Source organism: Pseudomonas sp. ABC1 (genome assembly GCF_013395055.1).
Taxonomy (GTDB): domain Bacteria; phylum Pseudomonadota; class Gammaproteobacteria; order Pseudomonadales; family Pseudomonadaceae; genus Stutzerimonas.
Genome location: NZ_CP058349.1, coordinates 1802585 through 1824155, shown reverse-complemented (window position 1 = coordinate 1824155; position 21571 = coordinate 1802585). Strand labels below are relative to the sequence as shown.

At 64.4% G+C, this 21571-nt stretch carries 17 protein-coding genes; 14 read left to right on the top strand and 3 right to left on the bottom strand.

The genetic code is table 11. The annotated features are described in order from the left end of the window. Positions 1–3 precede the first annotated feature (3 nt). Together HW090_RS08030 and HW090_RS08025 are read left to right on the top strand one after the other, a co-directional pair. Positions 4–1203 carry a tetratricopeptide repeat protein gene (locus tag HW090_RS08030; RefSeq protein ID WP_179113022.1) on the top strand — a complete coding sequence of 400 codons (1200 nt, stop codon included), beginning with the start codon at positions 4–6 and terminating at the stop codon, positions 1201–1203. 32 nt (positions 1204–1235) lie between these two features. Next, a complete protein-coding gene (locus HW090_RS08025) occupies positions 1236–1511 on the top strand; it encodes a DUF3613 domain-containing protein (RefSeq protein WP_179113021.1) in 276 nt (91 codons plus the stop codon). A gap of 9 nt (positions 1512–1520) precedes the next feature. Here HW090_RS08025 and HW090_RS08020 read toward each other — a convergent pair whose 3' ends face one another. Further along, the gene (locus HW090_RS08020; RefSeq protein ID WP_256930764.1) at positions 1521–2273 is read right to left on the bottom strand and encodes a response regulator transcription factor; all 753 of its coding nucleotides are present in this window, start codon (positions 2271–2273) and stop codon (positions 1521–1523) included. A 106-nt stretch (positions 2274–2379) separates the two neighbouring features. After that, complete coding sequence (locus HW090_RS08015) at positions 2380–2826, bottom strand: prepilin peptidase (protein ID WP_179113020.1); 447 nt, start codon at positions 2824–2826, stop codon at positions 2380–2382. Positions 2827–3018: 192 nt separating this feature from the next. Here HW090_RS08015 and HW090_RS08010 point away from each other — a divergent pair, with 192 nt between their 5' ends. The 12 genes from HW090_RS08010 (at position 3019) to HW090_RS07955 (ending at position 19876) form a co-directional block, all read left to right on the top strand. Further along, on the top strand, positions 3019–5475 hold the full coding sequence (locus HW090_RS08010; RefSeq protein ID WP_179113019.1) for a PAS domain-containing protein: 2457 nt from the start codon (positions 3019–3021) through the stop codon (positions 5473–5475). 159 nt (positions 5476–5634) lie between these two features. Continuing rightward, complete coding sequence (gene hemC / locus HW090_RS08005; protein WP_179113018.1) at positions 5635–6573, top strand: hydroxymethylbilane synthase; 939 nt, start codon at positions 5635–5637, stop codon at positions 6571–6573. Continuing rightward, the gene (locus HW090_RS08000) at positions 6570–7340 is read left to right on the top strand and encodes a uroporphyrinogen-III synthase (RefSeq protein WP_179113017.1); all 771 of its coding nucleotides are present in this window, start codon (positions 6570–6572) and stop codon (positions 7338–7340) included. The genes hemC and HW090_RS08000 overlap by 4 nt, the downstream gene beginning before the upstream one ends. Positions 7341–7356: 16 nt before the next feature. Next, positions 7357–8499 carry a uroporphyrinogen-III C-methyltransferase gene (locus HW090_RS07995; protein ID WP_179113016.1) on the top strand — a complete coding sequence of 381 codons (1143 nt, stop codon included), beginning with the start codon at positions 7357–7359 and terminating at the stop codon, positions 8497–8499. Beyond that, positions 8496–9710 carry a heme biosynthesis HemY N-terminal domain-containing protein gene (locus HW090_RS07990; RefSeq protein WP_179113015.1) on the top strand — a complete coding sequence of 405 codons (1215 nt, stop codon included), beginning with the start codon at positions 8496–8498 and terminating at the stop codon, positions 9708–9710. Before HW090_RS07995 ends, HW090_RS07990 begins: the two co-directional genes overlap by 4 nt. Before the next feature lie 292 nt (positions 9711–10002). Next, positions 10003–12024 (top strand): U32 family peptidase, encoded by a 2022-nt coding sequence (locus HW090_RS07985; protein ID WP_179113014.1) that lies wholly within the window; start codon positions 10003–10005, stop codon positions 12022–12024. Positions 12025–12515: 491 nt separating this feature from the next. Continuing rightward, on the top strand, positions 12516–12674 hold the full coding sequence (locus tag HW090_RS07980) for a YqaE/Pmp3 family membrane protein (protein WP_179113013.1): 159 nt from the start codon (positions 12516–12518) through the stop codon (positions 12672–12674). Positions 12675–12806: 132 nt separating this feature from the next. After that, the gene (locus tag HW090_RS07975; RefSeq protein WP_179113012.1) at positions 12807–16274 is read left to right on the top strand and encodes a response regulator; all 3468 of its coding nucleotides are present in this window, start codon (positions 12807–12809) and stop codon (positions 16272–16274) included. Between the two features lies 1 nt (position 16275). Further along, complete coding sequence (locus HW090_RS07970; protein ID WP_179113011.1) at positions 16276–17094, top strand: protein-glutamate O-methyltransferase CheR; 819 nt, start codon at positions 16276–16278, stop codon at positions 17092–17094. Continuing rightward, on the top strand, positions 17091–17678 hold the full coding sequence (locus tag HW090_RS07965; RefSeq protein ID WP_179113010.1) for a chemotaxis protein CheB: 588 nt from the start codon (positions 17091–17093) through the stop codon (positions 17676–17678). Before HW090_RS07970 ends, HW090_RS07965 begins: the two co-directional genes overlap by 4 nt. 3 nt (positions 17679–17681) lie before the next feature. After that, entirely contained in the window at positions 17682–18881 is a 1200-nt protein-coding gene (locus HW090_RS07960; protein WP_179113009.1) for a hybrid sensor histidine kinase/response regulator, read from the top strand. 356 nt (positions 18882–19237) lie between these two features. Further along, a complete protein-coding gene (locus tag HW090_RS07955) occupies positions 19238–19876 on the top strand; it encodes a LysE family translocator (protein WP_179113008.1) in 639 nt (212 codons plus the stop codon). A gap of 23 nt (positions 19877–19899) precedes the next feature. Here the strand turns inward: HW090_RS07955 and HW090_RS07950 are convergent, their stop codons facing one another. Next, the gene (locus HW090_RS07950; RefSeq protein ID WP_179113007.1) at positions 19900–21462 is read right to left on the bottom strand and encodes a PAS domain-containing methyl-accepting chemotaxis protein; all 1563 of its coding nucleotides are present in this window, start codon (positions 21460–21462) and stop codon (positions 19900–19902) included. Positions 21463–21571 lie beyond the last annotated feature (109 nt).

Genomic DNA, 21571 nt, shown 5'->3' with positions numbered 1-21571 from the left:
CACATGATGATGTTTTTCCTGATCGTGGCGGTGCTGGGCGGTTGTGCCCGGGTGCCGAAGACGGAGTGGGACGACAAGCGCGCGGTCAGGCATCCGCCCGCCTGCGTGCCGATGACCCGTGAACAGGAACTGGCGATCAACCTGTCCCAGGACATGATCGACAGCGGCAAGCTGCATGCGGCCTACGCCAACCTGGACCTGCTGCCGCGTGACTTGCCCGAGGCCCGGCTGCGCAAGGCCAGGGTGTTGCGCCTGCTTGGTCGTCCCGAGGCCGAAGAGCAATTCAATGGGCTGTTGCGTACCTGCCTGGTTGCGGAAGGCCGGCATGGCCTCGGGCAACTGGCGCTGGCCGCCGGCGACGCGGACCTGGCGATGCGTCACCTGCGCACCGCCGTGCTGCTCGACCCGGTGGACGATGCCAAGCGCAACGACCTGGGGGTCGCCTACCTGCGCTTGCGTGACCTGCCCAGGGCCAGCTTCGAACTGCGTACCGCGATGGAGCTGAACGAAGGCAGCAACCATGCGGCACAGAACTACGTCACCCTGTTGCTCTACAGCAATGACTGGGAGCGCGCTCGCGAGCTGGTAGCGCGTTTCGCCATCACCCCCGAGCAGTTCGCCCGTGCCGAGCAACGAGCCAAGTCCCTGCGCGACGCCGATGTGCCGGCCCAGGCGCCGGTTGCACCTGCCGTCGCCAGGGCCGCAACGTCTGCACCTGCACCTGCCGCGGTCGTCAGTCCGCCGCAAAGCACCACGCGGGTCGTGCCGCGCAGTATTCCGGTCTTCGCACCGGTCACGACCTCGCCCCTGCTGCGCAATCCGGACACCACGGACGCCCTGCGCCCTGCCAATGTCGGCGTGCCCGCAACCCCTGCGCCGGCCGCCAGTGCGGCGCTGCCTGCCGTGCCTTCGCCTTCCGCGGCGTCCTACATGCTGCGTGCCCCGGCCAGCACGCCGCTCAAAGCGCGGGTCGCAGCGGCAGCGCCGGTTGCTCAGCCAGCGCCGGTAGCCCAGCCCGTGCCGGCGGCTGTGCCGAGGGCCGTTCCTGCCCGTATTCCGCATGTTCCGGAGCCCGTCGTCGATGAGCGCCTGGCGGTGGCCGAGGAGGTCGTTGCACAAGAAGGCGTGCAGCGGATCAGGACGGCAGCGGGTAACCGGGTCGTGCCTCCGGGGGCGGTGCCCATCATTCGCGCCGGGCAGTAGCCGGCGCTGCGAACAGACAGGAGATCTTGCCCATGAACGCGATCCTGATACTGCTGGCAGCCATGCTGGCTGCCCCGGCCAATGCCGAAGAACCGCGCCATAGCGTCCTGATCCCCGCGCAATCGAAGGTGCCCACGGAGGTCTGGTTACGCTTGCAACGCGAAGGGATGGCGGCTTCCCGGCAACCGCAGCAATTGACGCCCGCGGAAAAGGAACTGGCCGCGCAACGCTGGCTGGACAGTTTCAAGCACGAGATTCCCGAGATGTTCGAGCAGGACATGGCCGGTCGCAGTCAGCGCGGCCAGTGAGCATGGCGCCTATGGGTATTCCCTTGGCGCCAGCGCCAGGGCCAGCTGGGTACGGTTCTGCAGGCGGGTGATGCGCAGTATCTGCGACACATAGAGTTTGACGGTGTTTTCGCTCAGGCTCAGCTCGTGGGATATCTGGTAGTTGCTCAAGCCCTTGGCGATCAGACGGGCCACTTCGAACTGGCGCGGTGACAGCTTGGCCAGTGGCGAGGCTTCGTCGATATTGGCTGGGCGCGGCGCGTGCTCGGGCGGTTGCCCGGGTTTTCGTACCTGGCTGATGTCCTGATAGACCTCTTCCAGCGAGGAACTGATGCTCTGCAAGCGCTTGAATATGGTGTCCAGGCCCACGGCTTCGCGGCGTTGCTCGATGACTTCGCACAGGCGCCGGATGCTGGCCAGGGTCGCATCGAGGTCCAGGGGTTTGGACAGGTAGTCGGATACGCCATTCTGCAAGGCCAGGATGATGTCCTGCTTGTCGGACTGACCGGAGAGCAGGATGGTCTCGAAGATGCGTTTGTCGGCAGAGGCGCGCAGGTGGGCGATCATTTCGATACCGGTCATGCCCGGCATGTAGAGGTCGCTGAGAACGATGTTGATCTCGCTGTCTTCATGAAAGCGCTGGATGGCTTCCTGGGGCGAGCTGCAGGTCACGCAGGGCAGTGAATGGTCGGAGAGGAACTCCTCCAGTTCCTCCAGAATCAACGGCTCATTGTCGACGATCAGTAGTTTGTACGAGCCACGGCTTTCCATAGTGGGTTTCATCTGTCGTCCCTTTTTACATGCGCAAGGTCGCGGCGTTTTCAATTGTCGGATGACTTCGAGTGCCGTCTAGTCTGACCCTGGCGCTTCGCAGGGGTTTCTTTCGGGATTAATTACTTTGTGCCATCACGAGCTGGAAGAGCAGCAGGCCCGTGAGCACGAACGGGGCGTAGGGCATGTAGAGCGGATCGCTCTTCACTGTGGGACTGCTGCGCCGCAGGCACGGGCCGAGCAGTGCCACGATCACCATGCCCAGGGCGGCGAGCAGCGCGCTGAACAGTACATGAGCGGGTGAGCTGGCGAGGCCCAGCACGGCCATCAGCTTGACGTCGCCGGCCCCCATCCGCCCCAGGGCATACCCCGGCAAGGTCAGCAGCAGCGCGACCAGCAGGGCCAGGAACGCCTGTCCGACACTGGCACCGACCAGACTCTGCCCGGTCGCGATGAGCCAGGTGGAGGCGACCGCCAGCCCGGCGAGGATCAGCGCGTTGGGAATGCGTCGCCCGCGCAGGTCGGTCCAGGCGCACAAGGCCAGCCAGGTGATCAGTAGTGCCATGCTCGCTCCTTGAATAATGGCTTTCTGCCATTTTTTGGACACATCTATATCTATCGACTATTGAATAAGGGGTATTTAGCGACTTTCTGACGAATGGCCTTTGTCAAGCATTTGGCTTGCTGGCTAACTGACATGAGAAACACAGGAGTGGTTCGTTCTGGAGTTGTTCGCTTGGCGCAAGGGAGGTGTGACATGAGGGAGTGGTTGAAATCCCGTACGCTCGCGACAGAGCGAAAGGAACATGGCACGCATGGCATCCTCGTTTCTCGGGCGGGGGGCGTGGACCAGCAGGATGCGCTGGGAATGGTCGCCACTGCCGATGGTTATCTGCCACAGCTTCTGGACGTGTTCGATCATACGCAGCGGCTACAGGACCTGGAGGGCATGCTGCAATTGCTGTCCCGGGTCAGCGATGTCGCCATGCGCCTGCGTGCCAGCGACACGCAAGGGCACCCGCCACTACTCGAAGAATTCCTCGGTGCGTTGACGGCGCGTCTCGGCCTGGCCTGGTCGGCCCTGCTGCTGGAGCAGGAGGGGCGCTGGGTGTCGGTGCAGGCTTTCGGGATCGCCTCGACGCTGTTGCTCGAAGAGCGTTTCGCCTTGCGCCTGGGCGAGTATGCCGAGCGTGGCCTGGCGGGCATGCAGCGGCTGCCGGTGGAGCATTTGCACGAGCCCGTCTGGGGCGTTCCCTATCAGGAGCAGGGGCGCGTCCAGGCCTGGCTGTTGTGCGCCGGTACGCCAGGCCGGCCCCTGGCCGAACTGCCGCAAGCGTTATGGAATCAGGTCTGTGCCTCGCTGGCCGCACCCGTGTTGCAACAGCGGCGGGAGGAGGAGGCGCAACGCACGGTAGCGCGCCACGATGTGTTGCAACGTGTGTTCGGCAGCGGTTGGCTGGACTACCAGATCGATGCCGGGCGCTGGGCCTTGGCCCCGGCGCTGCGTGACGCGCTGGGGCTGTGCGGTGACGACGGGAACTGGCTCGAGCGCATCCATCCGGCGGATCGCGATGCTTTCCAGGCCAATCTGGACGATGCCGAGCAGGGCAAGGCGTTCAGTACCGCGCTGCGGCTCTGCGTGGAGGGCAAGTGCCGCTGGTTTCGTATCGATGCGGAAGTGCTGGGGCGCGGCCATGGGCGGCGGATCGTCGGTTTTGCCCTCGACATCCAGCACGTCAAGGAACAGGAGGCGTTGGCCAGTTCGGCCCATGCGCGCCTGGAGAGCCTGATCGACAGTGCGCCGGCGATCATCTATGTACAACGCTACGAGCAGGGCGGCCTGAGCCTGGAGTTCAGCAGCGCCAGCCTGACCGCCGTGCTGGGCTGGCGGCATGAGCAACTCTATGGAAAGAGTCTGCTGGCGTTCGTCCACCCGGAAGACCGCGATACCTTCAAGCGCGGCAACCGGCGGTTGTTGCGCGAAGGCAAGATCAGCCACCACTACCGGCTTCGCGACAGCCAGGGTCACTACCACTGGATGCTGGATGAAGTGACGTTGCTGCGCGATGACCTGGGGGTGCCGGTGGAAACGGTCGGCATCCTGCTGGATGTGAGCGAGATCCGGCAGACGGTCGACCTGCTGCGCAAGAGTGAGGAGCGCTATCGGGCGCTGGTCGAGGACTCGCCGGCGATGATCTGCCGCTACAGCCCGGACCTGCGACTGTCATATGCCAACCGACCGCTGCTCGATCACCTGCAACGCCGGGACCTGTCACCCGACGGCCTCGACCTGCGGGACTTCATGACCGCGGAGCAGACCGAGGCCTTGCAGACCCGCATGGCGAGCCTTTCTCCGCAGCAACCGATGGCGATGCTGGAGGTGTGCATGCAACTGCCTGGATATGAGAACGCCTGGTGGCTATGGGCCGTGCGGGGCAGTTTCGACGAGCAGGGCGAACTGCTCGAAGTGCAAGCCGTCGGTCGCGACGACACCGAGCTGCACAAGTCGCGTCAGTTGCTCTACCAGAGCGCGAAGATGGCCACGCTGGGCGAGATGGCCACGGGGATCGCCCATGAGATCAGCCAGCCGCTGAATGTGATACGCATCGCCTTGAGCAACCTGATCCGTCGCGCCGAAGAGGCCCGCCTGACCGATGAGTACCTCGGCGACAAACTGGCGCGGCTGGATGAGCAGGTCCAGCGGGCGACCCGTATCGTCGACCACATGCGTGTCTTCGGACGCCGCTCGGAGACCGATTGCCAGTTGTTCCAGCCGGCCAAGGCCATCGATGGCGCGCTTTCCCTGGTGTGTCCGGGGCTCGCCGGACATGGCATACAGTGGAATTGCCAGTTGGACGAACTGCCGCAGGTCAGTGGGCATCCGGACCGGTTGGAGCAGGTGTTGATCAACCTGCTGGTCAATGCCCGCGACGCACTGGTGTCGGCACGTGTCGCGACCCCCTTGATCAGCATCCGCGCCGCCGTGCATGACCAGCATCTGCTGATAGAAGTCGAAGACAACGCCGGTGGCGTGGAGGCCGCGCTGATGGAGCGTATCTTCGAGCCGTTCTTCACCACCAAGGCGGTTGGCCAGGGGACCGGGCTGGGCCTTTCCGTGAGCTACGGCATCATGCAGCAGATGGGCGGGGAACTGAGCGTCAGCAACCGGCATGACGGGGCCTGCTTCACGGTTTCGTTGCCGATCATAGAGTGAATGGCTTGTAGGCCTTTGCCCCCTCTCCCGCGAGCGGGAGAGGGCCGGGGAGAGGGTAAGCGGCTTCATACGATTGCCCCTCCGCCGCTGGCCTTGTGCCGCTGTCGCTGCCGTCGTGTCTGTTATCATCCCCGGCAGTCCGTTCGCTGGAAGGCCCCGATGTCCCGTCATATCCGTATTGCCACCCGAAAAAGCGCATTGGCCCTGTGGCAGGCCGAATACGTCAAGGCACGCCTGGAGGCTGCGCACCCCGACGTGACCGTCAGCCTGGTGCCGATGGTCAGCCGAGGCGACAAGCTGCTGGATGCGCCGCTGGCGAAAATCGGCGGCAAGGGGTTGTTCGTCAAGGAGCTGGAAACCGCCCTGCTGGAAGGCGAGGCCGATATCGCCGTGCACTCCATGAAGGACGTGCCGATGGACTTCCCCGAGGGCCTGGGGCTGTACTGCATCTGCGAGCGCGAAGACCCGCGTGATGCGTTCGTCTCCAACCGCTACGAAAGCCTGGATGACCTGCCGCAAGGCAGCGTGGTCGGCACCTCCAGCCTGCGGCGCCAGGCGCAGTTGCTGGCGCGTCGCCCGGACCTGGAAATCCGCTTCCTGCGTGGCAACGTCAATACGCGACTGGCCAAGCTCGACGCCGGCGAATACGACGCCATCATCCTCGCCGCCGCCGGTCTGATCCGCCTTGGATTCGGCGAGCGCATCCGCTCCAGCATCAGTGCCGAGGAAAGTCTGCCTGCGGGTGGGCAGGGCGCGGTCGGCATCGAGTGCCGCAGCGCCGACACTGAATTGCATGCCCTGCTGGCCTGCCTGGATCACGAGCCGACCGCCGTGCGTGTGACGGCCGAGCGGGCGATGAACAAACACCTCAATGGCGGCTGCCAGGTGCCCATCGCCTGTTATGCGGTGATCGAGCAGGAGCAATTGTGGCTGCGCGGCCTGGTTGGCCAGCCGGACGGTCGTTTGCTGCTGCGTGCCGAGCAGCGTGCGCCGTTGGAAGAGGCCGAAGCGCTGGGCATTCGCGTCGCTGAGGCCTTGCTGGCCCAAGGAGCGGGCGAGATTCTGCAAGCGGTCTACGGCGAGGCCGGTCAGGCGTGAGCGGATGGCGCCTGTTGATCACTCGGCCCGAGGCCGATGGGGCGCTGCTGGGTGAGGTACTGAACGCGCAGGGCATTCACAGCAGCAGCTTGCCGCTGCTGGCCATCGAGGCCCTGCCGGAAACGCCCGAGCAGCGCGCCTTGCTGCTCGACCTGGATCGCTACTGCGCCGTGGTGGTGGTCAGCAAGCCCGCGGCGCGCCTGGGGCTGGAGCGGCTGGATCGCTATTGGCCGCAGCCGCCCCACGGGCAGCGCTGGTTCAGCGTCGGTGCGGCGACCGGCGAGATCCTGCGCGAATACGGCCTGGACACCTGCTGGCCGGTGGGGGCGGACGACAGTGAGGCCTTGCTGGCCTTGCCAGAACTCGACGAGGCCCTGGCGCAACCGACACCGAAGGTCTTGATTCTGCGTGGCGAGGGCGGCCGGACGTTCTTCGCCGACACCTTGCGCGCGCGGGGTGTCGAGGTGGACAGTGTCGCGCTCTATCGACGTTTCGTGCCCGATTACCACCCCACTGCGCTGGTCGAGCGCGTTCGCTCGGAACGGCTGAATGCGCTGGTGGTCAGCAGTGGGGAAGGGTTGCACGCGTTGCGCGTGCTGGCGGGCGATGACTGGCACTGGTTGCGGGAACTTGTCCTGTTCGTGCCCAGCCCGAGGGTCGCCGAGTTGGCGCGTCAGATGGAGGCCCTGAACGTAGTGGATTGCCGTGGTGCCGGAACCACGGCCTTGCTGGCAGCGTTGCGGGATACGCCCGTACCTGCTTCTTGATGCAAAGGATGGAAACGTGAGCGAAGCTGATCTGCATAAAGACTCCGAGCAACCCAAGGCGCTGCCTGGGCAATCTGCACCCGACGCGGCGAAGCCTTCCGGGCCTCCCGCCAGCGGGCGTTCTCTGGCCGCGTTGGCACTGCTGGTGGGGCTGGCGGGTAGCGCCCTGGGTGGTTACAGCCTGTGGCAGATCCAGCAATCCGCTGCCCAGGAGCGCCAGGGGCTGCAAGCGTTGCAGGAGACCCAGACGCAACTCGGGCAACTGAGCGACAACGCCCAGCGCCTGCAAGGGCGGTTGGCGCCTCTGGAGCGGCTGCCGTCGGCCGACGAGCTGGAAGAGCGCCGCCGCCTGCTGGCCAGTGTGCAGAGCGAACAGCAACACCTGGCCGGGCGTGTCGAGCAGGTGCTGGGCAGCAGTCGCGAGGCTTGGCGGCTGGCCGAGGCCGAGCACCTGTTGCGCATGGCGATGCTGCGCCTGTCGGCCATGCAGGACGTCAACAGCGCCGTAGCCCTCTTGCATGAGGCCGACCTGATCCTGCAGAAGCAGGATGATCCTGCCGCCTACGGTGTTCGCCAGAAGCTACTGGAAGGGCTGGAAGCCTTGCGCAGCCTGCCTGAGCTGGACCGTACCGGGCTGTTCCTGCAATTGGGCGCCCTGCGTGGCCAGACCGCGCAGTTGAATACCCTGTTGCCCGAGTTCCAGACTGGGGAAGCCTTGCCTGAAGTGGCCGGGCAGAGTCGCTGGGAACGCTGGCTGAACGAGCTGACCCGTTATGTGCGGATCGACTTCGATGCCAACGACAACATCAAGCCGCTGCTGGCGGGCCAGAGTCTGGCGCAAGTACGTCTGGCGCTGGCACTGGCCATCGAACAGGCCCAGTGGGCCGTGCTCAATGGCAATACCGAGGTCTACCGCCAATCCCTGCACCAGGCGGTGGAGTTGATCGGCCACTATTTCAGCGAGGAAAACGGCCAGAGCCGTGGCTTGCGCGACCGTTTGCAGGCCCTGATCGAGCGCCAGGTCCAGGTGACGCTGCCGGACCTGGCGCCGGCGTTGCAAGCGTTGCAGGCCTATGTGGACAAGCGCGAGACGTCCGAACTCGAACCCGCTGAAGACGCTGCCCCGGCCGAGGCCGGGAAGGAGGGGGCCGCGACATGAAAAAGCGTCCATTCCTCAAGACCCGACTGGCCCTTGGGCTGCTGCTGGTCGTCGCCCTGCTGGGGTTTCTCGGTTGGGCGATCAGCCAGGGCAGCGGCTATGTACTGATCACCTACGACCGTTTCCGTTATGAGTCGAGCTTCTGGGTCTTCCTCGGCCTGCTGGCCGGCCTCTGGCTGCTGGCGGTGCTCGTCCACTGGGCACTGGGGCTGCTTGGTGCTTCCGGCTCCTGGGTGAACCCGTGGTCGCGCCGGCATCGCCAGCGGCGCGTGGCCAAGGCGTCGCAGAAAGGCCTGCGCGAGCTGGCGGAAGGGCAGTGGCAACAGGCTCTGGGGCATCTGCGCCTGGCGGCGGAGCATGACCGACAGCCGCTGGTGCACTTCCTCGGCGCGGCCCGTGCCGCCAACGAACTGGGCGAATACCAGCAGAGCGACGCCTTGCTCGGTAGCGCCCTCGACCGTGAACCACAGGCGGCCCTGGCGATTGGCTTGACCCAGGCCCAGTTGCAGATTGCCCGTGGCGACTATGTGCCTGCCCGCGACTCCCTGACCGCACTGCACAGCGAATACCCGCGTCACCACCATGTGCTGCTGCTGTTGCAGCAACTCTATGTGCAATTGCAGGACTGGCCCGCCCTGTGCCGTTTGCTGCCGGAACTGAGCAAACTGCATGTCTTGTCGCCGGCGCGTCAGCTCGAACTGGAGAAGCTGGCCTGGACCGCGTCCCTCGGGCAGGCGGCTCAGGAAGGGCTAGAGACCCTGCAGCAGCGCTGGCAGGCACTGCCCCGAGGATTGCGCGATGAGCCGGCGGTGGTGCGTGCCTATGCCGATGGCCTGTGCCTGCTGAGCGAGCAGGAAAAGGCCGAGGAGGTACTGGCAACGGCGCTCAAGCGCCAGTACGACGACCGGCTGGTCGAAAGCTATGGCCGGGTACGTGGCCGCGATCCGGTTCGCCAGCTGGCACTGGCCGAAGCCTGGCTCAAGGCCCGCCCGGAGAACCCGACGTTGCTGCTTGCCCTGGGCCGCCTGAGCCTGCGCAACGAGTTGTGGGGCAAGGCCAGGGATTACCTCGAAGCCAGCCTGCGCCTGGAGCATCGCCCCGACACCTGTGCCGACCTGGCGCGTTTGCTGGCCCAGTTGGGCGACGCCGAGCGCAGCAATCGCCTGTTCCACGAGGGGCTTGGCCTGATCGAGGCGGGTCGCAAGGACTGAGGCCGGCAGTCACCGCCGACTGGGGTGTTCGGTTCTTTGTGGGTATCCGCCGCTGCCACAGTGGCTGATACGCCGGTTTGACCAGCGCCGGGTCACGGTTTGCCGAGCAGGCAGATTCAAGCCAGGCGCCGCCATGGCGCCCGGCTGAATCAGCCACTAAAAAGACCGAACGTCACATACTTTCCCGATATAACGCCGCTTCCGCGCTGGATCAGCCGGCGGAGCCTGTACGCTCTGCCGGCTGCGACGTAAGATGCCGCCTCCGTGAAGTCAGCCATACCAGAATAAAACCATGTCCTTGCCCAAGCACCATTTGGAACTGCTCAGTCCTGCGCGGGATACCGCCATTGCCCGCGAAGCCATCCTGCATGGCGCCGATGCCGTGTATATCGGCGGCCCCGGTTTTGGTGCCCGGCACAACGCCAGCAACAGCGTGGAAGATATCGCCGGGCTGGTGGAGTTCGCCCACCTGTTCCATGCCAGGGTGTTCGTCACCCTGAACACCATCCTCCACGACGACGAACTGGAGGCGGCGCGCACGCTGATCTGGCAGCTCTACGAGGTGGGCGTCGATGCGCTGATCGTGCAGGACATGGGCGTCATGGAGCTGGATATTCCACCCATCGAGCTGCATGCCAGTACCCAGACCGACATCCGCACGCTGGACAAGGCGCGCTTCCTGTCGCAGGCGGGGTTTTCCCAGTTGGTCCTGGCGCGTGAGCTGGACCTGCGGCAGATCGACGAGATCAGCCGCAATGTCGATGCGACCATCGAGTTCTTCATCCATGGTGCGCTCTGCGTGGCGTTTTCCGGCCAGTGCAATATTTCCCACGCGCAGACCGGGCGCAGTGCCAACCGTGGCGACTGCTCCCAGGCCTGCCGGCTGCCCTACACCCTGAAGGACGACCAGGGACGGGTGGTGGCCTACGACAAGCACCTGCTGTCGATGAAGGACAACAACCAGAGCGCCAACCTGCGCGCGCTGATCGACGCCGGGGTGCGCTCGTTCAAGATCGAAGGCCGCTACAAGGACATGAGTTATGTGAAGAACATCACCGCGTCCTATCGCCAGCAGCTCGACGAAATCCTCACCGAGCGCCCCGAGCTGGCGCGAGCCTCCAGTGGGCGTACCGAGCATTTCTTCATCCCCGATGCGGACAAGACCTTCCACCGTGGCAGCACCGACTACTTCGTCAGTGAGCGCAAGATCGACATCGGCGCCTTCGAGTCGCCCAAGTTCGTCGGCCTGGCGGTGGGCGAAGTGCTGGGGGTTGGCAAGAACGACCTGTTGGTGCAGAGCCGCGAGCGCCTGAACAATGGCGATGGCCTGAACGTGCTGGTCAAGCGCGAGGTCGTCGGCTTCCGCGCCAATACCGTGGAGCAACTGGCGACCTTCGAGGACGAGGGTGTCGAGCAGTGGCAATACCGCGTGTTGCCCAACGAGATGCCGCCACAACTGCGCCAGTTGCGTCCGCACCATGTCCTCAACCGCAACCTGGACCACGACTGGCAGCAGGCGCTGCTCAAGACGTCCGCCGAGCGGCGCATCGCGCTGGACTGGCAGGTGAGCCTGGACGAGGCGCGTATCGGCCTGCGTGTCACCAGTGAGGAAGGCATCAGTGTCGCCCTGGAACTGGCGGGGCCGTTCGGCCAGGCCAAGGACCCGCAGCAGGCACGCAGCCAGTTGCAGGACACCCTGGGTAAGCTGGGCACCACCTGTTATTTCGCCAGGGCGACCGAGATCGTGGGGGCGGCGATGCCGTTCGTGCCCAACTCGCAGCTCAAGGCCTTGCGCCGCGATGCCGTCGATGCGCTGACCCAGGCGCGCCTGGCCGCCCACCCGCGTGGCGCGCGCAAGCCGGTCAGCGTGCCGCCGCCGGTCTATCCCGAGTCGCACCTGAGCTTCCTGGCCAACGTCTATAACCAGAAGGCACGGGCGTTCTATCACCGTTTTGGCGTGCAACTGATCGACGCGGCCTACGAGGCCCATGAGGAGGCGGGCGACGTGCCGGTGATGATCACCAAGCACTGCCTGCGTTTCTCCTTCAACCTGTGCCCCAAGCAGGCCAAGGGCGTGACCGGCGTGCGCACCAAAGTGGCACCGATGCAGTTGATCCACCAGGACGAAGTGTTGACGCTGAAGTTCGACTGCAAGCCGTGCGAGATGCACGTCATCGGCCGCATGAAGACGCATATCTTCAACCAACCGTTGCTAGGCAGCGGTGCGGGCGAAGTCGGCTTCATCAGCCCCGAGGACCTGCTCAAGACCATCAAGCGCAAACCGGATGGCGCATCGCCCAAGGCCAGGGGCTGAATGGCTTGTGAGGCCGACCTCGTTGGTCTGGCGTTCGCACAGGAGTGATGAACACAAGGCGGCGTGTCGTGGGCGGGCAAAAGGCATCCCGGACGGTCGGGCGCGTAGACGAATCGTCCCGCTCGCCGTAGCCGGATGGCGGGTGTCTTTGCGATACTTGAGTCCTGCCGGCATCCGTCAAAAGTCGTAGTGCCCGTGTCTCCGATACGGGGCGCGTCCATGATGGGGTTTCGGCAGGCCAGGCGCCCACAAGGCTCCCGGTCACTAACGCACACCACGGCAGTCGTGTCGCGTTATTTTCCTCGTAGCGCCCTCGGGCGCCCTTGGCGACCTACCCGGTCGCCTCCGGATTTCCCCTGAACCTGGCTCGCGAGATCGTGAGCCGGTTCTGATGCCGCCCATGGCGGCGGTCACCTTGCGCTGAACCACTTTCCAGGCTCCCGGTCGATAGGGAAGTGGTTTTCCGCAGCGAGTTTCCAAGGGAGAGGAATATGGACTTAATACGCATCATCATCGCCATTCTGTTACCGCCGCTGGGTGTGTTCCTGCAGGTGGGTTTCGCCGGGGCCTTCTGGCTGAACATCCTGCTGACCCTGCTGGGCTACATCCCCGGTATCGTGCATGCGGTGTGGATCATCGCCCGCCGCTGACCGCTTCGCAGGCCCGCGTGGCCTGTCCGGAACCCCGCGCAAGTCGTGCTTTCGCGGGGTTTTTCTATTTAGCCAGGGCGTGACTGTGTAAAGTCCCTGAATCTCACATGCATGACCGAGCAAGGAACGAGGATGACTGACGCCTTTATCGACCCCTTCCAGTTCAAGCGTATCCTGCGGCGCAACGTACTGGTGCCGTTGGGCTTCGGTGCGTTCAGCGCGATATTTTTCAGTGCCACCGTCTATTACCTGTTGGCGCTGAACGCCTGGGTGGCGCAGTCGATACAGGGCGTGGCTGTCGCCAACGAAACCTACAAGCTGATGATCGACCAGGAAACCGGCATGCGCGGCTTCCTGATCGCAGGGGAAGAGCCGTTTCTCGATCCGTATGTCCGAGGGGCGGCCAGGGTCGAGAATGGGCTGCAGACACTGAGGGAATATGCCGATGGCAAGCCGGTGCAGTTGCGGCGTATCGAGCAGATCGAGCTGACCTACCGGCAATGGTTGCCCTATTCGCAGCAGGTGATCGAGCTGCGTCGGCAGGGCGGCGATATCGCTGAGTATGTCCGCGAGGCGCGCGGCAAGGAGATGATCGACCGCATTCGCAACGAGTTCAATGCGTTCATCACCGAAGAGCGCCAGGTGCGCATTGAGCGCACGCAGACGGCTGAACGCACGACCTGGCTGTTGATCGGCGCCTTCCTGCTGTTCAGTCTGGGTTTCAGTGGTGTGCTGGTTTTCCTGGCGCGGCGCGACCTGATGGCGCTGTCCGACGGTTATGAAGAAAGCCTCGAACAGCAGCGTACCCATGCGCGCAGGCTGGAGCGCGAGGGCTGGCTGCGCAGTGGCCAGACCCAGCTCAGTGAAACGGTGATCGGCGAGCAGAGCCTGGAAACCCTGGGGCAAGGCGTGCTGGGTTTTCTGGCGCGCTATCTGGACGTGAGCGTCGGTGCCTTGTATGCGTTGCAGGATGGCCGTCTGCATCGAGTGGCCGAGTTCGCCTACGACGCACCGCAAAAGGCTTGCCGGGCCGAACTGGAACTGGGCGAAGGGCTGGTTGGACAAGTCGCGCTGGAGCGCCGACTGCGTGTGCTGGACGACCTGCCGGGCGATTACCTGCGGGTCAGCTCGGCGCTGGGCAGTGCCGCGCCGAGCTCGGTGCTGATCCTGCCGGTGCACAGCGGCGGTGCCCTGAATGCGGTGCTGGAGATCGGTTTCCTGCGTCCGGCGCGGGAGCAGGACGCCGAGTTGCTGGAGCGCATCGCGGAGAGCCTGGGCGCGGCGATCGAGTCGGCCCGCTACCGCCAGCGTTTGCAGCAGGCCCTGTCCGGTACGCAGCAACTGAACGAAGAATTGCAGGTGCAGCAGGAAGAGCTGCGGGCCGCCAACGAAGAGCTGGAGGCGCAGTCGGGTGTCCTGCGCGAGTCCCAGCAGCACCTCGAGGAACAGCAGGCCGAACTGGAGCAGAGCAACGAGCAACTGGCCGAGCAGGCGCTGGAGCTGGAGCGTCAGCGCGACCAGGTGAATGACCGCAATACGCGCCTGCAGCACGTCCAGCAGTTGCTGGAGCAGCGCGCCGAGGAGTTGCAGCGGGCCAGCCGCTACAAGTCGGAATTCCTCGCCAACATGTCCCACGAGCTGCGCACACCGCTCAACAGCTCACTGATCCTGGCCAAGCTGCTGGCGGACAACCCCCAGGGCAACCTGACTGAAGACCAGGAGCAATACGCACGCTCGATCTACAGCGCCGGCAACGACCTGCTGACCTTGATCAACGACATCCTCGACATCGCCAAGGTCGAGGCCGGCAAGATGGAGGTGCGGCCTGAACTGATGATCCTCTCGCGGGTGCTGGACAGCCTGCGGAACCTGTTCATGCCGCAGGCGGTGGAGAAGGCCCTGCAATTCTCCATCGAGTATGGCGAAGGGTTGCCGGCCAGCCTGTACGCCGATCGCCAGCGCCTGGAGCAGATTCTCAAGAACCTGCTCTCCAACGCATTCAAGTTTACCGAGAAGGGCTTCGTCAGCCTGCGGGTGGAGCGTCGCGACGACGGCATGCTGGCGTTCTGCGTGCGCGACTCCGGCATCGGCATCGCCGAGGACGAGCAGCAGGCGGTCTTCGAAGCCTTCCGCCAGGCCGATGGCACCACCAACCGGCGCTATGGCGGCACTGGCCTGGGGCTGTCGATCTCCCGTGAGTTGTCGCAACTGCTCGGCGGCTCGCTCGATGTCCAGAGCGAGCCGGGCGTGGGCAGTACCTTCACGCTGCTGCTGCCGGAGAACCATGATGATGTGCCGGCCGCTCCCAGGTTGCCGCAGGTGCGGGCCGAGAGCGTGGCGCCCGTGATCAGCGCGCCGGTGCCTGTTGTGCCGGTGGAGCGCTTGCCGGATGACCGCCAGGCCTACCCGTTCAAGGAGCGTAGCGTGCTGGTGATCGAGGACGAGCCTCAGTTCGCCTGCATTCTGCGTGACCTGGCCCATGAGCTGGGCTACAGCTGCCTGCTGGAGCAGAGTGCCGATGCCGGTTTCGAGACGGCCGTGCACTACCAGCCCGACGCGATCCTGCTGGATATGCGCCTGCCCGACCATTCCGGCCTGACCGTGCTGGAGCGGCTCAAGGAAACACCGGAGACGCGGCACATCCCCGTACACATCGTCTCCGTGGAGGACCGCAAGGAGGCCGCGCTGCAAATGGGCGCCATCGGCTATGCGATGAAGCCGGCCACCCGTGAGGAACTGCGAGACGTCTTCCTCAGCCTGGAGACGCGGCTGGCGCAGAAGGTCAAACGCATCCTGCTGGTCGAGGACGATGCCTTGCAGCGCGCCAGCATTTCGCGGCTGATCGAGGACGAAGATGTCGAGATCACTGCCGTGGCGTTCGGGCGCCAGGCGCTGGAGTTGCTGCGCGATACGGTCTTCGACTGCATGATCATCGACCTCAAACTGCCCGACATGGATGGCAGCCAGTTGCTGGAACGCATGGCCGGTGAGGACATCTGCTCCTTCCCGCCGGTGATCGTCTACACCGGGCGCAACCTGAGCCGTGACGAAGAGGCGGCGCTGATGAAGTACTCGCGCTCGATCATCATCAAGGGTGCCCGTTCGCCGGAACGCCTGCTGGACGAGGTCACGCTGTTCCTGCACAAGGTCGAGTCGGACATGCCGCCGGAGCGGCGCAAGATGCTCAAGAGCGCCCGCAGCCGCGAGAAGACCTTCGAAGGCCGCACGATCCTGGTGGTGGACGACGACGTGCGCAACGTCTTCGCCCTCACCAGCGCGCTGGAGCAGAAGGGCGCGCTGGTGGAAATCGCCCGTAACGGCCATGAGGCCATCGCCCGACTGCATGAGGTCGAGAACATCGACCTGGTGCTGATGGACATCATGATGCCGGAGATGGACGGCTTCACCGCCATGCGCGAGATTCGCAAGGAGGCTCGCTTCGAGCGCCTGCCGATCATCGCCGTGACTGCCAAGGCGATGAAGGACGATCAGGACCGCTGCCTGGCTGCTGGCGCCAACGACTACCTGGCCAAGCCCATCGAGCTGGACCGGCTGTTCTCGCTGATCCGTGTCTGGATGCCGAAAGTGGAGTTGTTCTGAAATGCCCGAGCGTAGCCTCGATATCGAAGTCCGGCTGTTGATCGAGGCGATCTACCTCAAGTACGGCCATGATTTTCGTGACTACTCCGGCGCTTCGCTCAAGCGTCGCGTGCTGCTGGCGCAACGGCAGTTGCAGTGCGCGAGCATTTCCGAGTTGCAGCAGCGGATTCTCTATGACGAGGCGACCTTCATGGAGCTGTTGCAGTACCTCACCATCCCGGTCAGCGAGATGTTCCGCGACCCCGGCTACTACCGCGCGCTGCGCGAGCAAGTGGTGCCGGTGCTGCACACCTACCCGTCGCTGAAGATCTGGATCGCCGGTTGCAGCACCGGCGAGGAAGTCTATTCCATGGCCATCCTGCTCAAGGAGGAAGGGCTGCTGGAGCGCTCGATCCTGTATGCCACGGATATCAATCCACGCTCGCTGGAGCGCGCCCGGCAGGGCATTTTCCCGATCGACAACCTGCGCCGCTACAGCGAGAACTACCAGCGCGCCGGTGGGCGGGGCAGTCTTTCGGACTACTACGTGGCGGCCTATGACTCGGCCATCATGGACAAGTCGTTGCGCCAGAAAGTGACCTTCGCCGATCACAGCCTGGCCACTGACAGCGTGTTCGCCGAGACCCAGTTGATTTCGTGCCGCAATGTGCTGATCTATTTCAACAAGGCCTTGCAGGACCGCGCGTTCTCGCTGTTTCGCGAGTCGCTGTGCCACCGTGGCTTCCTTGGCCTGGGCAGCAAGGAGACGCTGGAGTTTTCCAGCCAGGGGCCTTACTTCGAGGCCTTCGACAAGCAGGAACGGATATTCCGTCGCTTATGAGCATTCGAGACTCCGTGCAGGGCCGAGCGATCGACGCCGTCGTGATCGGCACCTCCGCCGGTGGCCTGCATGCCCTGAGCGAGGTGCTACGCGGTTTGCCTGACGACTATCGCCGGCCGGTGCTGGTGGTCCAGCACATTCCGGATGGGCGTCCGACTCAGTTGGCGCAGATTTTCCAGAACAAGACCCGGCTGAAGGCCAAGGAGGCCGACGACAAGGAGGCGCTGGCCAACGGCTGGCTGTACTTCGCGGCCCCCGGTTACCACCTGCTGGTCGAGCGGGATTTCAGCCTGGCGCTGAGCCAGGAGGAGCCGGTGTGTTTTTCCCGGCCCTCCATCGACGTGTTGTTCGAGTCAGCCGCCGATGCCTGGGGCGAGCGTCTGGCTGGCGTGTTGCTCACCGGTGCCAGCGAGGATGGCGCGCGTGGGTTGGAATGCATTCACCGCGCGGGTGGCCTGACCATCGTCCAGCGCCCCGAAGAGGCCGAGATGGATATCATGCCGAGGGCGGCCCTGAAGCGTTTCGAACCCGACCATATCTTATCCTTGTGCGATATCCATCGACTGCTGTGCGAGTTGGAGTGACAGATGCCCGATCAAACCGATGAAGCCAACCTGCTGGTCGTCGACGATGTCCCGGAAAATCTTCAGGCCCTGAAGGCGCTGTTGCAGGCACCGGGGATGCGCGTGTTCTTCGCCAGCTCCGGCGAGCAGGCGCTGGAGCTGCTGCTGGCCCATGAGTTCGCACTGGCCATACTCGACGTGCAGATGCCCGGCATGGATGGCTTCCAGTTGGCCGAGCTGATGCGTGGCACCGAGCGCACCAAGCAGATCCCCATCGTTTTCGTCAGTGCCGCCGGGCGTGAGCTGAACTACGCCTTCAAGGGCTATGAAAGCGGTGCCGTGGACTTCATGCACAAGCCGCTGGACACTCACGCGGTGCGTAGCAAGGTCAGTGTCTTCGTTGACCTCTACCGCAACCGCAAGCGGCTGGCACGGCAGGTCGATGCGTTGCGCAAGAGTCGCCTGGAGCAGGAGCTGCTGCTCGACGAGTTGCGCAATACCAAGAGCGAGTTGGAGCATGCGGTGCGCATGCGCGATGACTTCATGTCGATCGTCTCGCACGAACTGAAGACGCCGCTCAATACGCTGATTCTCGAAGTCCAGTTGCGCAAGCTGCAATTGCAGCGCGGCAACCTGGCGGCGTTCGGCGAGGAGCGGCTGGGGCAGATGGTGGACAAGGACGAGCGCCAGATCCATAGCCTGATCCGTTTGATCGACGACATGCTCGATGTTTCGCGCATCCGCACCGGCAAGCTGTCGATCCGTCCGTCGAGCTTCGACCTGACCCAACTGGTGGCCAACGTGCTGGAGAGCTTTGGGGCGCAGATGGAAAGCAGCGGCTGCGAGCTGCACTTCGACTCCTGCGGCGCGCTGTTCGGGCACTGGGATGAGTTCCGTATCGAGCAGGTGCTGGCCAACCTGCTGACCAACGCCATGCGCTATGGCGCGGGCAAACCGGTCCAGGTGAGCGTGCGGCTGCTGGAGGGCGGAGAGGCGTGCATCGCGGTGCGCGACCAGGGTGTCGGTATCGAGGACAAGAACCTGCAACGCATCTTCTGCCAGTTCGAGCGTGTCGAAGGCGCTGGCACCAGTGCCGGCCTCGGGCTGGGGCTATTCATCTCCGAGCAGATCGTCAAGGCCCATGGTGGACAGTTGCTGGTGGAGAGCGAGCAGGGGCGCGGCTCGTTGTTCAGCCTGATCCTGCCGACCAATGCCATGGATTGAGTTTTCGCCCGCGCATCGCAAGCCCGGCCAGCCCCTCTACGCAACACGCATGAATACATCCCTGTAGCTCTACGCCGACATCCCTGTCGGCGAAGGTTGCTCCGAGGGGCTGGCCGGGCTCGCGGCAAATACCGAGGTGATCATGGGAAAGCCCCGACTCCGTCGCTCCCGCGAAGGCGGGAGCCTAGGTGCGCAGGTTTACGGCCTACGAGTTTCTTCCAGCAGACACCACCTCAGCGGTGGCCCCGAGCCCGTGGCGCTGCGGTCCACGCCTGAGCCGTATAGGGCAGTGGTAGTGGTACGCAACTCGGGGAATGTGGTTTGATCAGTTCCGCCCAACCTGTGGAAAGAGCGCAATGATTCCGTCGAACGAGTTGATCCTGTTTTGTGGTGCGGCCCTGCTCATGGTGCTGACGCCGGGACCGAACATGATCTATCTGATCTCCCGGTCCATCTGCCAGGGCACGGGGGCCGGTGTCATATCGCTCCTCGGCATTGTCGCCGGGTTTCTCGTGCACATGTTCGCGGCTGCCATCGGCCTGACGGCCCTCTTCGTTGCCATTCCTTTCGCATACGAGGCACTCAAGTGGATCGGGGCGGCCTACCTGCTCTACCTGGCGTGGCAGGCCGTCAGGCCCGGTGCGCGCTCACCTTTCGAGGCGCGTGACCTGCCTGTCGATCCACCGGGGAAACTGTTCCTGATGGGGTTCGTCACCAACCTGCTCAACCCCAAGATCGCGGTCTTCTACCTGTCGATCTTTCCCCAGTTCGTATCACCAGAACACGGTTCGGTATTGGCCCAGAGTGTTCAATTGGGGCTCACGCAGATTGCCATCAGCTTTGCCGTGAACCTGTGCATTGCGCTGTCCGCGGCCAGGTTGGCCATGTGGTTCGCCCGCAGCCCGCGCTGGCTGGCGGCACAACGCTATGTCATGGGGACGGTGCTGGCCGGCATGGCGGTGCGCCTGGTGACCGAGCCGCGCAGGGCCATCTGAGCGCGATGAGCATTTGCCCTCGCTCAGGCGCTGAAGCGGGCCACCAGCGCATGCAGTGAGCGGGCGGTCTGGGTCAGGGCCTGGCCGACCCGGGAGGACTCTCCGGAAATGTCGGCGTTGCGCTCCGAGGCCTGGGCGATATTGCTGATCTGGCGTGAGATCGCTTCGGAGACACAGGCCTGCTGCTCGGCGGCCGAGGCCATTTGCTGGGCCATGTTGTTGATGTGCTCGACGGCCTGGTCGATGCCTTGCAGGGCTTGCTGAGTCGAGATGACCTGCTCCAGCCCGGCCGATGCCGCGCTGCTGCCGGCGCGGGCGATGACCACGGCTTCCTGGGCGCGCTGGCGGAGCGAGTCGATGATCTGTTCGATGACGCTGGTCGACTCCTGGGTCTTGCGTGCCAGGGCCCGCACTTCGTCCGCCACCACGGCGAAACCACGTCCTTGCTCGCCCGCCCGGGCCGCTTCGATCGCGGCGTTGAGGGCCAGCAGGTTGGTCTGCTCCGCCACCGCGCGGATCATGTTGGCGGCCTGCTGGATCGACTGGGTTTCCTCCGCCAGGGCTTCGACCGAGATGCTGACACCTTGCACCGTCCCTGTCAGGCGCTCGATGACTTCACGTGTTTTGAGGGCGTCCTGGGCGCCACCGCTGGACAGGTCCGCCACCTGGCGGGCACGTTCGGCGGTCTGCTGGACGTGATTGGCGACTTCACCGATGGACGCGGCCATTTCGTGCATGGCGGTCGCGGCCATGTCCGCCTCGATCCGCATGGCTTGCAGGGAGCTTTCCGCCTGGGCGGTCAGTTCGTCGCTCTGTCCCGCCAAGTGGGTGGTCTGGTCGGCATAGTCCTTCAGGCGGCTCAGGGCAGTGCGGTTCTTGGCGCGTTCGCTGATCAGCAGCATCTTCAACTGCGCCGGGAAGCCTTGCAGTTCGGTGTAGGTACAGGCCGCCACTTCGCCTTCGTGCAGGTTCTCGTTGCCGCGGATGGCCCGCAAGGTGCGCTGCAAGCGCCATTCGCCGAGCAACTGGGCCAGGCCCAGCGCGATCAGGGCCAGCACGATGCTGGTGCCGGGTGATACGTGGAAGTGCGTCAGCAGGATGGCGAGGGTGGCCAGCAGGGAGAAGCCCAGGACACCTGCCATGCCCAGCATGCGACGTGGCAGTGCCAGTGCCTGTCGGCCGGCACTGATGCGTGAGTAGAGCGCATCGGCGCGGGCGATCTGTTCGGGTTCGGCGCTGACCCGGACCGACTCGTAGCCGATCAGCTCGCCTTTTTCGGAAATCGGTGTGACGTAGGCGCTGACCCAGTAGTGGTCGCCATTCTTGCAGCGATTCTTGACGATGCCCATCCAGCTTCGTCCCGCTTTCAGGCATTCCCACATCTGCTGGAAGACCGCTGCGGGCATGTCCGGGTGGCGAACGATATTGTGGGCGCTGCCGATCAGCTCGTCGCGGCTGAAGCCGCTGATCTCGACGAAGGCGTCGTTGCAGTAGGTGATCCGTCCCTTGACGTCGGTCGCGGTGATCAGACGTTGTTCTGCCGGGAAGCGGCGTTCCTGCTGGGTAACGGGAAGATTCCTTTTCATTGTGTGGCCTCGCGAGGTCAGTCGGCACTCCATCAGGAGGATAGATAGCATTTGTGCCTCTATCGTTCCGTGGGCGCACACAATGAGTGTGGGAATTTACGCGGCTCCG

Coding starts and splice junctions, on each gene's coding strand:
- HW090_RS08030 (WP_179113022.1), top strand. CDS start 4: ATGATGATGTTTTTCCTGATCGTGGCGGTGCTGGGCGGTTGTGCCCGG.
- HW090_RS08025 (WP_179113021.1), top strand. CDS start 1,236: ATGAACGCGATCCTGATACTGCTGGCAGCCATGCTGGCTGCCCCGGCC.
- HW090_RS08020 (WP_256930764.1), bottom strand. CDS start 2,273: ATGAAACCCACTATGGAAAGCCGTGGCTCGTACAAACTACTGATCGTC.
- HW090_RS08015 (WP_179113020.1), bottom strand. CDS start 2,826: ATGGCACTACTGATCACCTGGCTGGCCTTGTGCGCCTGGACCGACCTG.
- HW090_RS08010 (WP_179113019.1), top strand. CDS start 3,019: ATGAGGGAGTGGTTGAAATCCCGTACGCTCGCGACAGAGCGAAAGGAA.
- hemC (WP_179113018.1), top strand. CDS start 5,635: ATGTCCCGTCATATCCGTATTGCCACCCGAAAAAGCGCATTGGCCCTG.
- HW090_RS07990 (WP_179113015.1), top strand. CDS start 8,496: ATGAAAAAGCGTCCATTCCTCAAGACCCGACTGGCCCTTGGGCTGCTG.
- HW090_RS07985 (WP_179113014.1), top strand. CDS start 10,003: ATGTCCTTGCCCAAGCACCATTTGGAACTGCTCAGTCCTGCGCGGGAT.
- HW090_RS07980 (WP_179113013.1), top strand. CDS start 12,516: ATGGACTTAATACGCATCATCATCGCCATTCTGTTACCGCCGCTGGGT.
- HW090_RS07975 (WP_179113012.1), top strand. CDS start 12,807: ATGACTGACGCCTTTATCGACCCCTTCCAGTTCAAGCGTATCCTGCGG.
- HW090_RS07970 (WP_179113011.1), top strand. CDS start 16,276: ATGCCCGAGCGTAGCCTCGATATCGAAGTCCGGCTGTTGATCGAGGCG.
- HW090_RS07965 (WP_179113010.1), top strand. CDS start 17,091: ATGAGCATTCGAGACTCCGTGCAGGGCCGAGCGATCGACGCCGTCGTG.
- HW090_RS07960 (WP_179113009.1), top strand. CDS start 17,682: ATGCCCGATCAAACCGATGAAGCCAACCTGCTGGTCGTCGACGATGTC.
- HW090_RS07955 (WP_179113008.1), top strand. CDS start 19,238: ATGATTCCGTCGAACGAGTTGATCCTGTTTTGTGGTGCGGCCCTGCTC.
- HW090_RS07950 (WP_179113007.1), bottom strand. CDS start 21,462: ATGAAAAGGAATCTTCCCGTTACCCAGCAGGAACGCCGCTTCCCGGCA.